General features: G+C 65.8%; 14 protein-coding genes. 11 read left to right on the top strand and 3 right to left on the bottom strand.

The annotated features are described in order from the left end of the window. Nucleotides 1-114: 114 nt before the first annotated feature. A complete protein-coding gene (locus tag IE116_RS05425) occupies nucleotides 115-1929 on the bottom strand; it encodes a tannase/feruloyl esterase family alpha/beta hydrolase (RefSeq protein ID WP_189610472.1) in 1815 nt (604 codons plus the stop codon). A gap of 212 nt (nucleotides 1930-2141) precedes the next feature. Between IE116_RS05425 and folC the strand changes: the two genes are divergently transcribed. The 11 genes from folC (at nucleotide 2142) to chrA (ending at nucleotide 13560) form a co-directional block, all read left to right on the top strand. Further along, nucleotides 2142-3464 (top strand): bifunctional tetrahydrofolate synthase/dihydrofolate synthase, encoded by a 1323-nt coding sequence (gene folC / locus IE116_RS05420; RefSeq protein WP_189610470.1) that lies wholly within the window; start codon nucleotides 2142-2144, stop codon nucleotides 3462-3464. 61 nt (nucleotides 3465-3525) lie between these two features. After that, nucleotides 3526-4386, top strand: coding sequence for an SPOR domain-containing protein (locus IE116_RS05415; RefSeq protein WP_189610468.1), 861 nt, complete (start codon nucleotides 3526-3528; stop codon nucleotides 4384-4386). Next, nucleotides 4383-4871: a CvpA family protein gene (locus IE116_RS05410; protein WP_189610466.1), complete on the top strand. Its 489-nt coding sequence runs from the start codon at nucleotides 4383-4385 to the stop codon at nucleotides 4869-4871. Before IE116_RS05415 ends, IE116_RS05410 begins: the two co-directional genes overlap by 4 nt. 26 nt (nucleotides 4872-4897) lie before the next feature. Then, on the top strand, nucleotides 4898-6421 hold the full coding sequence (gene purF, locus IE116_RS05405) for an amidophosphoribosyltransferase (protein WP_189610464.1): 1524 nt from the start codon (nucleotides 4898-4900) through the stop codon (nucleotides 6419-6421). A gap of 197 nt (nucleotides 6422-6618) precedes the next feature. Then, nucleotides 6619-8349 carry a nitrite/sulfite reductase gene (locus tag IE116_RS05400; protein WP_189610462.1) on the top strand — a complete coding sequence of 577 codons (1731 nt, stop codon included), beginning with the start codon at nucleotides 6619-6621 and terminating at the stop codon, nucleotides 8347-8349. Between the two features lie 43 nt (nucleotides 8350-8392). After that, entirely contained in the window at nucleotides 8393-8953 is a 561-nt protein-coding gene (locus IE116_RS05395) for a DUF934 domain-containing protein (protein WP_189614456.1), read from the top strand. Further along, a complete protein-coding gene (gene cobA, locus IE116_RS05390; protein ID WP_189610460.1) occupies nucleotides 8954-9721 on the top strand; it encodes a uroporphyrinogen-III C-methyltransferase in 768 nt (255 codons plus the stop codon). A gap of 24 nt (nucleotides 9722-9745) precedes the next feature. Beyond that, nucleotides 9746-10468, top strand: coding sequence for a MarC family protein (locus IE116_RS05385; protein WP_189610458.1), 723 nt, complete (start codon nucleotides 9746-9748; stop codon nucleotides 10466-10468). 30 nt (nucleotides 10469-10498) lie between these two features. Continuing rightward, a complete protein-coding gene (locus IE116_RS05380) occupies nucleotides 10499-11005 on the top strand; it encodes a disulfide bond formation protein B (RefSeq protein WP_189610456.1) in 507 nt (168 codons plus the stop codon). Nucleotides 11006-11038: 33 nt separating this feature from the next. Further along, nucleotides 11039-12169, top strand: a complete 1131-nt coding sequence (locus IE116_RS05375; protein WP_189610454.1) for an enoyl-CoA hydratase/isomerase family protein — start codon at nucleotides 11039-11041, stop codon at nucleotides 12167-12169. Continuing rightward, on the top strand, nucleotides 12166-13560 hold the full coding sequence (gene chrA, locus IE116_RS05370) for a chromate efflux transporter (RefSeq protein WP_373302950.1): 1395 nt from the start codon (nucleotides 12166-12168) through the stop codon (nucleotides 13558-13560). Before IE116_RS05375 ends, chrA begins: the two co-directional genes overlap by 4 nt. Before the next feature lie 43 nt (nucleotides 13561-13603). On the opposite strand, the gene IE116_RS05365 is transcribed toward chrA, so the two are convergent. Together IE116_RS05365 and IE116_RS05360 are read right to left on the bottom strand one after the other, a co-directional pair. Further along, nucleotides 13604-14506, bottom strand: a complete 903-nt coding sequence (locus IE116_RS05365) for a ketopantoate reductase family protein (RefSeq protein ID WP_189610450.1) — start codon at nucleotides 14504-14506, stop codon at nucleotides 13604-13606. 72 nt (nucleotides 14507-14578) lie between these two features. Next, nucleotides 14579-15628 carry an SDR family oxidoreductase gene (locus IE116_RS05360; protein ID WP_189610448.1) on the bottom strand — a complete coding sequence of 350 codons (1050 nt, stop codon included), beginning with the start codon at nucleotides 15626-15628 and terminating at the stop codon, nucleotides 14579-14581. Nucleotides 15629-15664 lie beyond the last annotated feature (36 nt).

Below are 15664 nucleotides of genomic sequence, written 5' to 3'. Positions count from 1 at the left end.
TGACACAAGGCCGGCAATAGCCGGCCTTGTCGTTGGCGAGGCAGCGGTCAGCGGGCCGATGAAGGACGGGCGGGCCGGTGACTCGTGCGCACTACCTGGCGCGCGTCACCTGGCTCACGACGCCGAGCACACATAGTTCGACGCCAGGTTGCCACCCGCGGGCGATGTACCCACGTACTTCGGATACAGCGGATAGCGGCACAGCGGCTTGGATGCGGTCACGGTGAACGGCGGCACCCGCTGTTCGATCGTCTGCACCAGCTGGTCGGCCGGGGCCTGGCCGCCTTCGACCCACTTCTCCAGGATGGACACCCAGTCGATGGCGCCCGGAATGCCATAGGCTGGCGCTTCGACCGTGCCGGCCGGCACTTCCGATCCGGTGTGGCCAATGCCCGGTGTCACGTAGGTGCGCATGAAAGTAGCCACGTTCGCCTCGCCCATCCTGGCGTTGACCGAGTCGAAGTAGCGCAGCCCCGCGAACGGGCTTTGCGCCGTGTCGGACACGTTTTCGCGCAGGATCAGCTTGCCGCCGCGAGCGCGGAAGGCCGACAGGTCCGGGTTGGTGGCGTCCATCAACGCCGATACCTGTTCCACCCGCGCCCGGAAGTTGGTGGGGTTATAGGTCAGCGGGTTGAAGTTGGGGTCCTTGGCAATGAAGTAACGCACATAGCCGTTGCCATAGTTGAACAGGTTCCCGATGCCCGCCGGGTTGGGCGCGGCCGTGAAGGTGGGCGGCACCGTGCCCGTCATCCACTGCGGCCAGTTGGCGGGGTTGGCCTCATTGCCATAGCCGAACCCAGGGTAGGCGGTCACGCCATTGGCCAGCGGGAAACTGAAGGTGTAGCCCGTATGGGCCGCGTTGACCACGGCCAGTTGGGCGGTCGACAGGCAGGACGGACCCTCGTCATTGCCCGACGGGCACCGCAGCGCCGCCAGTGCCGCATCGGCCGGGGCCTTGCACCCCATGTAGTTGCTGACCACGCGGTCGGTGATGCCATCGAGTGCGTCGCATGCCGCCAGCACCGTGTCGTTGATCAGCTTGACCTTGGTGCCGAGCCACGCGCCCGGATCCTTCTGCAAGATGCCGCCCACGTTGTTGCCGAAGGTCTGCAGGCCAGACCAGTTCAGCACGGGGTACAGGGACAGGATCCCGTCATAGTCCTGCGGGTAACGCTGGGCCATCATCATGCCTTCCCGGCCGCCTTCCGACCCGCCCATGTAGTACGCCTTGCTGGCTGCCTTGCCGTAGTAACGCGTCATCATATGGACGCTGACATCGCGCGCTTTCTTGTACGACGCATAGGCAAAGTTGGTGAGCGCCTCGTCGTTCAAGGCGAACGCGAATTGCTCGACGCCGCTGGCGTTCTGGTGACCCGAGTCGGTGCCCAGGGTGACGTAGCCGCGCATCAGCGGCACCTGCCCGCTCGGCGGCTGGTTCGCCTCGCCGCCCAGCCCGGTGACGAGCGACCCGTTGTAGCCCGAACCGCCCAGTTGCATCGACTTGCCGTTCCACGTGGTCGGCAGGTTCACCTGCGCCTTGATCAACGGCGCGCTGGAATCGACCGGTTTGATGTCGATCAGCACGCGGCAGTACTCCGGCAACGCCGTCGTCACGCCGGTACCGGCAGCATTCAGGGTTTGCGGCACGGCGCCGACCAGGCTGGCCGACGTCACGACCGCACCGGTTGTCGGCTCGCCGATCGCCGATGCCGGAATGGCCGTGCCACCCAGCGCCGCGCAGGTCTGCGCATTCTGGACGAGGGCAGGCGGGGCAGGGGTGTCCGGCGTGCCGGTGTTGTCGTCGTCGCTGCCGCCGCAGGCCGCGAGCATGACGGCCGTGATCGGCAGCAGTGCGAAGGTGCGGGGAAGCGAAAAACGAGGGGGATGCGATCGTGCAGTGCGCCGGGCGGCGCTGGGGGTGCGGGTCATCGTTGTCTCCGAGATGGTCTTTGCCATGTGTGCACCGCAAGCGTAGGCACCCACTTCGGATTTGCCAATAGCGCGTTGCGGATAATCAAAATCACTGGGGCGAATAACAGCCGGTACCTGAACGCGCTTCAAACGGGCCTTGCGGCGGCCCCCGCAGGGCGTCCGCCCCAAGACGATCTATAGTTACGCCTTTCCGTCGATTGTCCCCCGCCATGTCCTCGAGTTCCACTTCCCGCCCCGACGCCAGCAGCCCGCTTTCCACCTGGTTGAGCTACCTGGAGTCCATTCACAGCCGCCCCATCGACATGGGCCTGGACCGGGTGCGACAGGTCGCGGACCGGCTGGACCTGAAGCTCGATTGCATTCGCGTCGTGGTCGGCGGCACCAATGGCAAGGGCTCGACCTGCGCCACGCTTGAATCCATCCTGCTGTGCGCGGGCTACAAGGTCGGGCTGTACACGTCGCCGCACCTGCTCGACTTCAACGAGCGCGCCCGCGTCAACGGCGAGATCGCCACCGATGCCCAGCTGACCGAACAGTTCGCCGCCGTGGACGCTGCGCGCGGCGACGTGTCGCTGACCTACTTCGAACTGACTACCCTGGCCATCCTGCGCCTGTTCGACCAACACGATCTGGATGTGGTCGTGCTGGAAGTGGGGCTGGGCGGCCGGCTGGATGCCGTCAACATCGTCGATGCCGATTGCGCCATCGTGACCAGTGTCGACCTGGATCACATGGATTACCTGGGCGACACGCGCGAGCAGATCGGCTTTGAAAAAGCCCACATTTTCCGTCCGGGCAAGCCGGCAATCTGCGCCGACCCCGTTCCGCCGGAGACCCTGGTCGAGTACGCCCAATCCATTGGCGCGGACCTGTGGCGTTTTGGCCGCGACTACAACTATTCGGGCGACAAGCAGCAGTGGAGCTATGGTGGCCGCAATCAGCGCCGCAATGCCATGGCCTATCCGGCGCTGCGCGGCGCAAACCAGCTGCTGAATGCCGCCGCCGCGCTGGCTGCGCTGGAAGCCCTGCGCGACCGCCTGCCGGTGCCGCAGCAGGCGGTGCGCCTGGGCCTGCTGCAGGTGCAGCTGCCTGGCCGCTTCCAGATCCTGCCCGGCCAGCCGACCGTGATCCTGGATGTCGCGCACAACCCGCACGCTGCCGCCGTGCTTGCCGACAACCTCGGCAACATGGGCTTTCACCCCTATACCTACGCCGTGTTCGGCATGCTCGGCGACAAGGACATCGACGGCGTGGTGGAAAAGCTGAAGGGCCGGATCGACCACTGGCTGTGCGCCGGGCTGCCGGGCCCGCGGGGCCTGACCGGCGAAGCGCTGGCCGAGCGGCTGCGCGCCCTGGGCGTGCCCGAGGGCAAGGACAACTCGATCACTGCTTACAACAACCCGGGGGATGCGTACGCTGCTGTCGAGGCAAGGGCAGGCGAGGGTGATAGAATCCTGGTCTTCGGATCATTTCTTACCGTGGCCGGCGTGTTGTCGTATCAGCGTGAGGCCAAGGCCGCGCGCCATGCTTGACTGACAGCGGGTTGAAGTCCCAACCCCGACCACGCCGCCAGCCTCATCGCCGGACGTACAAATGGGATTGCTCGAACGCAAACAGAAGGCCGGAACGACCTCGGCCAGGCCCACTCGTGCCAGTTATGGTGCAGGTAACGACGAACCTCAAGACCCCGCCCAGGAAGCGCGCCGCCGTGCACGCCGCCGGCTGGTCGGGGCGATTGCCCTCGTGCTGGCCGCCGTCATCGTGCTGCCGATGGTGCTCGACTCCGAGCCCACGCCGCTGCGCGACGATATTCCCATCCTGATTCCCGACAAGAACGGCCAGGTCGAAGCGCCCAAGCCGCCGGTCGCGGCCGTGACGCCGGCGCCGTCCGCCGACGCGCCACCGGCCACGCCTGCGCCGTCGACGCCGGTCGCGCCCACGCCCGATCCCCGTCCTGCCGAAATCGCCAAACCCGAACCGGTGCGCCCCGAGCCGACCCGGCCCGAGCTACGCCCGGAGCCCACGCGGCCGGAACGCACCGAACGCGCCGAAACCACCAAGCCGGAACCCAAACCCGAAGCCAAGCCTGCCGCCCCGGCTGCCAACGCCGCTCGCGCCGACGCGGAACGCGCCCGCGCGCTTCTCGAAGGGCAGACCGTCGCACGCGCGACGCCGCCCGCCGAGTCGAAGCCCGAGAGCAAGGCGGACAGCAAGGCCGACGGCAAGAACAGTTTCGCGGTCCAGATCGCGGCTTTCTCTACCGAAGAGCGTGCGCAGGACATGCGTGACCGCCTCAGTGCAGCGGGCATCAAGGCCTTTACCGAGCGGGTCAAGACCGGCAAGGGCGATGTTTTCCGCGTCCGTGTCGGCCCGTTCTCGTCGCGCGAAGCGGCTGACGTCGCCCGCAACCGCGTCAATTCCGCAGGATTCAGCAGTTCGATCGTTCCGCTGTGACGAACTTCGACTACGCGGTCATCGCGATACTGGCCGCGTCGGTCCTGATCGGCCTGTTTCGCGGCCTGATCAAGGAACTGCTGTCCCTGATCGCTTACGTCGCGGCCTTTACCGCCGCGATGCGTTACGGCCCTCTTGTATATGAGTGGCTCACCCCGCATATAGACACGCCCGCCCTGCGCCTGGGCGTCTCGTATGTGGGCGTGTTCATCGCGGTGCTTCTGGCGGTGGGCATCGTCAATATGGCGCTCGGCATGCTCATCAAGGCAACCGGGCTGTCCCCCGCCGATCGTGGCCTGGGTGGAATTTTTGGCCTGGCACGGGGTCTGCTGATCGTGCTGGTGCTGGTCATTGCTGCAGGGTTCACTCCTTTACCCAAGGAGCCCTGGTGGACCGGGGCGACATTCTCGCCTCTCGCCGAAGAAGGCGCACGGGCTGTCAAGCCGTGGGTGCCGGAACAGTTTGCGGATTGGATCCGTTATTGAAGTTGTGCTCTTGAAACGAGGCTCTCATGTGTGGAATCGTCGGTGTCGTCTCCAACGCGCCGGTTAATCAGTTGCTCTACGACAGTCTGTTGCTCTTGCAGCATCGTGGGCAGGACGCGGCCGGTATCGCCACGTCGCAGGGCAACATGTTCAATATGTACAAGGCCCATGGGCTCGTGCGCGACGTTTTCCGCACCCGCAACATGCGTTCGCTGCCTGGCAGCGTGGGCATCGGCCAGGTCCGCTACCCCACCGCGGGGTCGAGCTCCAGCGCCGAAGAAGCCCAGCCCTTCTACGTCAATGCACCGTTCGGCATCACGTTTGCCACCAACGGCAACCTGACGAATTGGGAAAGCCTGCGCGAAGAACTCTTCCGTATCGACCGCCGCCACATCAATACGAACTCCGATTCCGAAGTGCTGCTGAACGTGCTCGCGCACGAACTGCAGCAGTCGTCGAACGGCGTATCGCTCGATGAAGACGCCATTTTCCGCGCCGTGTCCGCCGTGCACCGCCGCGCCAAGGGCGCCTACGCCGTGGTCGCGCAGATCTCCGGCTACGGCCTGCTGGCGTTCCGTGATCCGTTTGGCATCCGCCCGCTCTGTATCGGCAAGCTCGAGACCGACGCCGGCACCGAATGGATGGTGGCGTCGGAATCGGTCACGCTCGAAGGCATGGGCTTTCAGCTGGTGCGCGACGTGGAACCCGGCGAAGCCATCTTCATCGACATCAACGGCCGCTTCTCGGCCCGCCAGTGCGCGATCAACCCGCAACTCAATCCCTGCATTTTCGAGTACGTGTACTTTGCGCGCCCGGACTCGCTGATGGATGGGGTGTCGGTGTACGGCTCGCGCCTGCGCATGGGCGAGTACCTGGCCGACAAGGTCGCGACCAATCTGCGCCTGGGTGACATCGACGTCGTCATGCCGATCCCCGATTCGGCCCGTCCGGCCGCCATGCAGCTGGCCGCGCGCCTGAACCTGGACTACCGCGAAGGGTTCATCAAGAACCGGTACGTGGGCCGCACCTTCATCATGCCGGGCCAGGCGGTCCGCAAGAAGTCCGTGCGCCAGAAGCTCAACGCCATGGGCGTCGAGTTCAAGGGCAAGAACGTCCTGATCGTCGATGACTCCATCGTGCGCGGCACGACCAGCGGCGAAATCGTCGACATGGCGCGCGCAGCGGGCGCCAACAAGGTGTTCTTTGCCTCGGCGGCGCCCCCGGTGCGGTTCCCGAACGTGTACGGCATCGACATGCCTACCCGCCGCGAACTGATCGCCTACGGCCGCACCGATGAAGAGATCGCCAAGGTGATCGGCGCCGACGCGCTGGTCTACCAGGACATCGGCGCGATGCAGCAGGCCGTGCGCGACATGAATCCGCGCCTGGAACGCTTCGACGTGTCGTGCTTCGACGGCACCTATGTGACGGGCGACGTCACGACCGAGTACCTCGACCATGTCGAGCGCTCGCGGGGCGCGCGTACCGACAAGGACGCCGAAGGCGGCCTGCGTATCAACATGGGACACGCGGCCACCGAAGAGGCCTGATCCACCGCGGGGGCCCTTGAGGCCCCCGCTTCACTTAAGCGCTTTTTTCATAAGGAACAGAGCGCTTAGATCGAATTCTGAATATACAAATTACAAATCGATGGTTCCGTTGATCGTCCGGCATTTGTAAGCTTCGACGATTACGCCGGGCGGGTGGCTTGCTTCTCGCCCGGACGCCATCCAGAGAGGCAAGCTGCATGTATCAGTACGATCCCGTCGACCAGCAACTGGTCGAGCAACGCGCCGCGCAGTTCCGCGGCCAGACGCGCCGCTTTCTAACAGGCGAGCTGACCGAAGACGAATTCCGCGTGCTCCGGCTGCAAAATGGCCTGTACATCCAGCGCCATGCACCGATGCTGCGCGTGGCGGTCCCCTACGGCATGCTCGCGTCGCGCCAGTTGCGCACCCTGGCCCACATCGCCCGCAAATGGGATCGCGGCTACGGCCACTTCAGCACCCGCCAGAACATCCAGTTCAACTGGCCCAAGCTCGAAGACGTGCCCGACATCCTGGACGAACTCGCCAAAGTCCAGATGCACGCCATCCAGACCAGCGGCAACTGCATCCGCAACACCACCACCGACCAGTTCGCCGGCATTGCACCCGACGAGTTCGTCAATCCGCTCGTCTGGTGCGAGCTGATCCGTGAATGGTCCACGCTGCATCCGGAATTCGCCTTCCTGCCGCGCAAGTTCAAGATTGCCGTCAGCGGGTCCGTCACCGACCGCGCGGCCGTGGGCGTGCACGACATCGGCCTGCAAGCCGTGGAGCAGGATGGCGAAGTGGGCTTTCGCGTGTGGATCGGTGGCGGCCTGGGCCGCACGCCCATCGTCGGCCAACTGATCCGTCCGTTCCTGCCCTGGCAGCATCTGCTGACCTACATGCAGGCTGCGCTGCGGGTCTATAACCTGCACGGCCGCCGCGACAACAAGTACAAGGCGCGCATCAAGATCCTGGTCAAGGACCTGACGCCGCAAGTGTTCGGCGAACAGGTCGAGCAGGAATGGGCGCTGATCAAGGACGGTCCGGATACGCTGACCAGCGAGATGGTCGACGCGGTGGCCCAGCGCTTCACGACGCCGGCTTACGTAGCCGACCCGGGTGCGGATACCTCGGCGCACCACGCCGCCAACGATCTTGCCTTCGCCCGCTGGCTGCGCCGCAACGTGCATCATCACAAGGTGGCCGGCTATGCTGCCGTGACCCTGTCGCTCAAGCGCACCGGTGTGCCCCCCGGCGACATCACCGCGGACCAGATGGACGCCGTCGCCGACCTGGCCGACCGCTACACCTTTGGCGAAATGCGCGTCTCGCACGAACAGAACCTGGTCTTTACCGACGTGCCACGCAGCCAGCTGTTCGCCCTGTGGCGCGAGCTCGATGCCCTGGGCCTGGCCACGCCGAACATCGGCATGCTGACCAACATCATCGCCTGTCCTGGCGGCGACTTCTGCGCGCTGGCCAACGCGGTGTCGATCCCGGTGGCCGAATCCATCCAGCAGCGTTTCGACGACCTGGATTACCTGTACGAAGTGGGCGAGATCGACCTGAACATCTCGGGCTGCATCAACGCCTGCGGGCATCATCACGTCGGCCATATCGGCATCCTGGGTGTCGACAAGGCGGGTGAGGAGTGGTACCAGGTCACCCTGGGCGGCCGCCAGAACGGCGCGGCCAAGCCGCTGCCCGATATCGAATCGCGCCGCGGCGCGGGCGCCGCGATCGGCAAGATCATCGGCCCGTCGTTTGCCCGCGCGCAAGTGCCCGACGTGGTCGAGAACCTGGTCCAGACCTACCTGGACCTGCGCGACAGCGACGCCGAACGGTTCATCGACGTGGTCGATCGCCTGGGCATCGACCCCTTCAAGACACGGGTGTATGCCGACGAAAAACTCGCCAAGCCCGCCAAGGAGGCCGCCCATGTCTGACGCGAAGCAAGACGTGGATCTGGGCGTCACGCCAGCGGTCGTGATGGGTCAGCCGATCGATACGCAAGCAGCCGCCGCAGCCGAATCTGCCGCCATTCCCGCGCCCCAGCCCACGCTGATCCGCAACGGCGAACTGCAGGTCGACACGTGGCAGCGTTTCGCGCCCTCCGACGATCAGAAGCTGCCTGCCGACGACGGCGACTGGCTGGTGCCGTTGACGGTATGGCTCGAAGCCCATGCGCAGCTGCGCGCGCGCCAGCACCCGGTCGGCATTTTCCTTCAGCCTGCTGACGAACCGCTGGAACTGGCTGACCACGGCGTGTTCGACGCGACCGGCGTGGCGCTGATCGCCATCGACTTTCCTCAGTACACCGACGGTCGCGGGTATTCCATTGCGCAGATCCTGCGCACGCGCCTGAAGTACACGGGCGAACTGCGCGCGGTCGGTGACGTGATGATTGACACCATCCACTATCAGGCCCGCTGCGGTTTCGACAGCTTCCTGCTCAAGCCGGGCCATCGGCCCGAAGAGGCGCTGGCCGCGTTCAACGCGTTCACGGTGCACTACCAGCAGACCTATCCCAAGCCCAGGCAGGTGGCGTAAATGGAAGCAGGGCGGTCAGGTCGGGTGTATCTGGTCGGCGCCGGGCCGGGCGCGGCCGACCTGCTGACCCTGCGTGCCGCGCGCCTGCTGGCCCGGGCCGACATTGTCTTTCACGACGCCCTGGTCCAGCCCGATGTCCTGGCGCTGGCGCCCCAGGCGCGGCTCGTGGCGGTGGGCAAACGCAGTGGCCGCCTGTCCACCGCGCAGCAATTCATCAACAAACAACTGGTGGACGCTGCCAGGCAATACGGCTGTGTGGTCCGGCTCAAGGGCGGCGACCCCATGCTGTTCGGCCGCGCCCAGGAAGAAATCGACGCCCTGCACCAGGCCGGCATTGGCCTCGAAATCGTGCCCGGCATCAGCGCGGCTTTTGGTGCCTCGGCCGAAGTGGGTCAGTCCCTGACGCGCCGGGGCATGAGCCGCAGCGTGCTGTTCCTGACGCCGGCCGTGGGCAAGGGCGAAGTGCCGCATGCGTGGGCCGACGCCACGAAGGATGTGGACACGCTGGTGTTGTACATGGCCGGCCGCCAGGCGCGCGACATTGCCGATGGGCTGATCGCGGCGGGCATCCCGGCAGGCCGGCCCGCCATGCTGGTCGAGAACGCCAGCCTGCCCCAGCAACGCATGTGGCCCACCACCGTGGGCGGGCTTCCCGACGCCGCCGCGCAGCTGGCGGAAGGCCCCGCGCTGATCCTGGTAGGCGAGGTGTACGCTGAATGCCTGCCCCAGGCACTGGCTTTGCCCCGGCTTCGACACGCTGCAGCCTGATCGGTAATCTTCTACACTGCCCGCATGCTGATCGAAGACTACATGCTGGGCTTCGGCAAGAGCTTTCTGTTCGCCCTTGCCACCCTCATTCCCATCCTGAATCCCACTGCTACCGCGCCCATTTTCCTGTCGCTGACGGAAGGTGCGTCCAATCACACGCGCGAGATCCTGGCCCAAAAAATCGCCCGCAGCGTCTTCCTGCTGCTGACCGCGGCAATGCTGGTTGGGTCCTTCGTGCTCGACTTCTTTGGCATCTCGCTGGCCATCGTGCGGGTGGGCGGTGGCCTGCTGGTGGTGGCCAGCGCGTGGCGACTGCTCAACTCGTCTGACGGCGGCATGGAACGCTCGGCCCGCATGGCCGAAGGCTTCACGCCCGAGATGGCCAAACGCAAGGCCTTCTATCCGCTGACCTTTCCCATTTCGTGCGGCCCCGGCTCGATCGCAGCCGCCATTACGGTGGGCGCGAGCCTGCACTCCAACACGTCGCTGGCCATGGGCGCGAGCCGCATGTCGGGCGCCGTGGCCGGGATGGTACTGGTCGCGTTCGCCGTCTTCTTCTGCTTTCGTTTTGCGCAGCGCCTGCTGCGGCCGCTGGGCGAGACGGGAACCGTGGTGTTCCTGCGGCTGTCTGCTTTCATCCTGCTCTGCCTTGGCGTACAAATCGTGTGGGATGGCGTCAGCGAGCTGATCATCGACGTCATCCAGCGGGCGAACATGACCCTGCCGGTCGCCCCCAACGCTCCCTGAGCCGTCCCAACCCTAACCGCGCGCCATTCCATGACCTCTGCCCCGACCGATCGCCAGCTTGTCTTTGTTGCCGTTGCCAGCCTGTTGGCGGTGGCCATCGCGCTGGTGTCGCAGCACCTGTACGACATGCCGCCTTGCGCCTACTGCGTGTTCCAGCGCGTCGTGTACGTGGCGATGGCGGTCAGCGCCATCCTGGCCTTGCTGCTGCGCCGCGTGCGTCCGGCGCAGATGGCGCTGACGGGGCTGGCCTTCGTGCTGAGCCTGGTCGGCATCTGGGCCGCCTGGTACCAGCATTCGGTGGCCCAACATCTGCTGTCGTGCGACATGACCTTCGCCGATCGTTTCATGACGAAATCCGGCCTGGACGAAGCCTTGCCCAGCGTGTTTGGCATCTATGCAAGCTGCATGGACGCGGCGGTCGATGTGTTCGGGGTCAAGTATGAAATCTGGAGCCTGGCGTTGTTTGCGACCCTGGGCGTGGTGTCACTCATGGCTCTGATCCGCCAGTCGCGCGCGCCGGCGCGCCGTTACGTGTAGCCCATCCCAGTCATCCTGACGGAGACACCGCCCATGAGCGACGTCGTACTGTTCGAAGAGCGTCCCACCTCGCATGGCAAGACCATCGCCATTGCGACGCTCAACGCGCCGAAGGCCTTGAACGCTGTCTCGCACGAGATGGTTGAACGCCTGCTGCCGCGGCTTCGTCTGTGGGCGGAGGATCCGGCGGTTGCCGTGGTGGTGCTGCGCGGCGCGGGCGACCGGGCTTTCTGTGCGGGCGGGGATCTGCATGGCCTTTACCGCGGCCTGACAACGGGCGATATGACGCCGGCGCCCGGGCTGCCGGTACCTGCGTCGGTCGAAGGCTTCTTTGCCGAAGAATATCGGCTCGACCATCTCATCCACACCTATCCCAAGCCCTTGCTGTGTTGGGGCAACGGCGTCGTCATGGGTGGGGGCATGGGGCTGATGGTGGGCGCAAGCCATCGTGTCGTCACTGAGCAGTCGCGCCTGGCCATGCCCGAAATCGCGATCGGTCTGTTTCCCGATGTCGGGGGTTCCTGGTTCCTGAACCAGGTGCCCGATGGCGTAGGCCTGTTCCTGGCCCTGACGGCGTCGCAGTTGCGCGCTGCCGACGCGCTGTTCGCGGGCTGGGCCGATCACCATGTGACCCATGCGCACTATGCGCAAGTCCTGGATGCCATGGTGGCGCAAGAGTGGGGCGATGATCGCGCCGCCAATGACGTGACGCTGACGCGCATCCTGACCGAGGCCGAGACGCCGCCCGAACCCGCGACAGGCCCCTTGGAATCGCACATGCCCGCGCTGCGCGAGATCTGTGCGGGCGAGACCCTTGAACAGATCGTTGGGGCCATTCATCACGCAGCGGGTGCCGATCCCTGGCTGTACTCGGCCAATGCCAACCTGAAGGCGGGCGCACCGGGTACCGCTCGGCTGGCGTTCGAGCTGCTGCGGCGCACGCAAGGCTGGTCGCTGGCGGACGTGTTCCGGCTCGAGCTGGAAGTGGCATTGCATTGCTCGGCGCAGCCCGATATTCGCGAAGGCATTCGTGCGCTGTTGATCGACAAGGACAAGTCCCCGAAGTGGCATCCGGCGTCGCTGGGTGATGCGGACGCCGAATGGGTGGAGCGCTTTTTCGTGCCCATTTACGAGGCCGAGAACCACCCGCTAAGGGACCTGTGAACCCGGCCGCCGGGGCGGCCCCGAAGCCGCCCGCCGCCGTCTCGATCTGGACTGCGTTTGCCTTCTGGCTCAAGCTAGGCTGCATCAGCTTTGGCGGGCCGGCGGGGCAGATCGCGATCATGCACGCGGAACTGGTGGAGCGCCGTCGCTGGATCAGCGAACGACGTTTTCTTCATGCGCTCAATTACTGCATGGTGCTGCCCGGACCCGAGGCGCAGCAGCTGGCGACCTACATCGGCTGGCTCATGCACCGCAGCTGGGGCGGCATCATTGCGGGCGGTCTGTTCGTGCTGCCGTCTTTGTTCGTGCTGATTGCGCTGTCGTGGATCTATCTGCGCTTTGGCGACGTCCCCGTCATTGCCGGTATTTTTTATGGCATCAAGCCTGCGGTCACGGCCCTGGTGGTGCATGCCGCCTTCCGGCTCGGCAGCCGCGCACTGCGCAACCGTGTCATGGCCGCGATTGCGCTCGTGTCCTTCCTTGCAATCTTTGTCTTTGCGGTACCGTTCCCGCTCATTGTGATCGGCGCGGGCGTGATCGGTATCGCGGGCGCGCGCTGGGTGCCGGCCTGGTTCGCGCCGCCTGCTGCCGCCGGCCACGGCGCGGCGGGCAAGGCTGGCGGCAAGGACAAAGACGGGGCCGGCCTCGGCCCGGCACTGATCGACGACGACACGCCCACACCGCCGCATGCCCGTGCATCGCGCGCGCAGATGCTGCGTGTGCTGACGATCGGCATCGTGCTGTGGGGCCTGGCCTTTGGTGCGCTGGTTGCCTGGGCCGGTCTGCATGGCACCCTGACCCAAATGGCCACGTTCTTTTCCAAGGCCGCGCTGATCACCTTCGGCGGCGCTTATGCCGTGCTGCCGTATGTGTACCAGGCCGCGGTCGAGCAGTTCCAGTGGGTGACCGGCACGCAGATGATCGACGGACTGGCCCTGGGCGAAAGCACCCCCGGGCCGTTGATCATGGTCGTGGCGTTTGTTGGCTTTGTGGGGGGCTGGACGCACGCCGCGCTTGGCCCCGACGCGGTGTTCCTGGGCGGTGCGGTGGCAGCCACGGTGGTCACGTTCTTTACCTTCCTGCCTTCCTTCATCTTCATCCTGGCAGGCGGCCCGTTGATCGAAGCCACGCATGGCCGCCTGGCCTTTACCTCGCCCTTGTCCGCCATCAGCGCAGCGGTGGTCGGCGTGATCGCGACGCTGGCCTGCTTCTTTGCGTATCACGTGTTCTGGCCGCGGGGCCTGGCCGGGCCTGTCGATGCCGTCGCGCTGGTGATCGCGCTGTTGGCGGCGATCGCCTTGTTCCGTTTCAAGGTCGGCGTGGTGCCGCTGCTGGCCGTGTGCGGCGCGCTTGGTGTTGCGGCAACCTGGGCGTTGCCGGGCTTGCGCTAGGCAGGCAAGCAGCTGAGCAGCCGAGCAGCTGAGCAGCTCAGTGCTAAGCGGCCAGCGTACGTGCTTCGTTGAGCTTGACGAGCGCGAACAGCACACGGTTGGCCGGCGTCGGGACACCCAGCTCGGCGCCTTTGCGCACCACATAACCGTTCAGGTGATCGATTTCGCTACGGCGGCCACGCGCCATGTCCTGGGCAGTCGACGACAGCTGCGTCGGCATGGTGACCGCAATGCGTTCCACCGCATCCCACATCGCCGGGCCGGTACGAACGCCCGCCGCCGCCGCCACGGCCAGGCATTCTTCCATCACATCGCGCAGGGTGTTGCGCACTTCCACGCCGTCGATCAGGCGGCCATACGGCGTTTGCGACAGCGCCGACATGGCGTTGTAGACGCAGTTCATCAACAGCTTTTCCCACAGCGCCCCAAGTACGTTGTCCGATACATCGGTCCGGACGCCCGCGTCGCGCAAGGCCCTGGCAATGTCCTCGCTGCGGGCGGACGGGCCGATCACCAATTCGCCGCGGCCATGGTGCCGCACGTGCCCGGGGCCGACCATCTCGGTCGCCACATACACCACGGTCGGAATCACCAGGTGATCGGGCAGCACCGCTTGCAGGCGGTCGGCATTGTCGACGCCATTCTGGAGCGTAAGCACGACGGCGTGCGGGGCAAGAAACGGCAGCAGGTCGCGGCCCGCGGATTCCGTCGCTGTCGACTTCACGCAAAACAACACCAGATCGGCATCGCGCACGCCGTCAGGCTCGGTCGTGGCCTTCAGGCGTACCGGCCCGTCAACGCCCGGCGCGTCAAGACGCAAGCCGTCGCGCGCAATGGCATCCACATGCTGCGGGCGTCCGATCAGGGTCACGTCGTGACCGGCGCGGCCCAGCATGCCGCCGTAATAGCACCCCACGGCGCCCGCGCCTATGACTGCGATCTTCATGTGTCGACTCCAGGAAAGAGGCAGCCAGTGTAAATCGGCTTGGCGCGCGGGCGCCGCGACGTCGGGCGACGTTTACGGGAAGCCCGCGCCGCCCGATGCGCCGTAGACCTGGCCCGTCGCGTAGCTCGATTCCTGCGACGCCAGCAGCACATACACCGGCGCGATTTCTGCCGGTTGGCCTGGGCGGCCAAGTGGCGTATCGGCGCCGAATTGCGTCAGCTTTTCCTGCGTCTGGCCGCCGCTGGGTTGCAGCGGGGTCCAGAACGGCCCCGGGGCCACCGCGTTCACGCGGATACCTTTCTTGGCCAGTTGCTTGGACAGCGACTTGGTGAAGGCGACGATGGCAGCCTTGGTCTGCGCATAGTCGAGCAGATTGGCGGGCGGCTCGTAAGCCACGACCGACGCCGTGTTGATGATGGACGCGCCTTCACCCAGATGCGCCATCGCGGCTTTGGTGATCCAGAACATTGCGTACACGTTGGTGCGGAAAGTGGCATCGAATTGCTCGGTGGTCAGCTCGGTGATCGAGTCGACCGAATGCTGCTTGCCCGCGTTGTTGACCAGGATGTCGAGCCCGCCCAACTGCTGCGCGGCGGAGTGGACAAGCTGGTTGCAGAACGCCTCGCTGCGGATGTCGCCCGGGATCGCCACCGCCTTGCGGCCCGACGCGCGGATCCATTCGACCACTTCGCGCGCATCTGACTCTTCTTCGGGCAGATAGTTGATCGCGACATCGGCGCCTTCGCGGGCATAGGCGATGGCGGCGGCGCGGCCAATGCCGGAGTCCCCGCCGGTGATCAGCGCCTTGCGGCCCAGCAGGCGGCCCGAGCCCTGGTAGGTGGTCTCGCCATGATCCGGACGCGGGTTCATGCGGCTGGCCAGCCCCGGGAAGTCCTGCGGCTGCTTTGCAAATGGGGGCTTGGGGTACTGCGATACGGGGTTGCGCTTGACGGACTGCATGGGCCCCGCGTTGGCGCCAGCCGTCCCGGCAGCCCCCGCGGCAGAAGCGGAGGCGGAGGAGGTCTGTGCGGTAACGGGCGTCGCCATGGCGGCAACGAGGCCGGTCGTCAGGCCTCCCACAAAGTGGCGGCGGGAATTGGGGGTGTTGGCGTCCTGGGTCATCGTCATTCCTGTCGTGGATGCCGCGCGCTGACGGGC

The sequence above is a fragment of the Pigmentiphaga litoralis genome, from assembly GCF_014651835.1.
In the GTDB taxonomy this organism is placed as follows: domain Bacteria; phylum Pseudomonadota; class Gammaproteobacteria; order Burkholderiales; family Burkholderiaceae_B; genus Pigmentiphaga; species Pigmentiphaga litoralis.
This window is presented reverse-complemented; position numbering and strand designations above follow the sequence as displayed.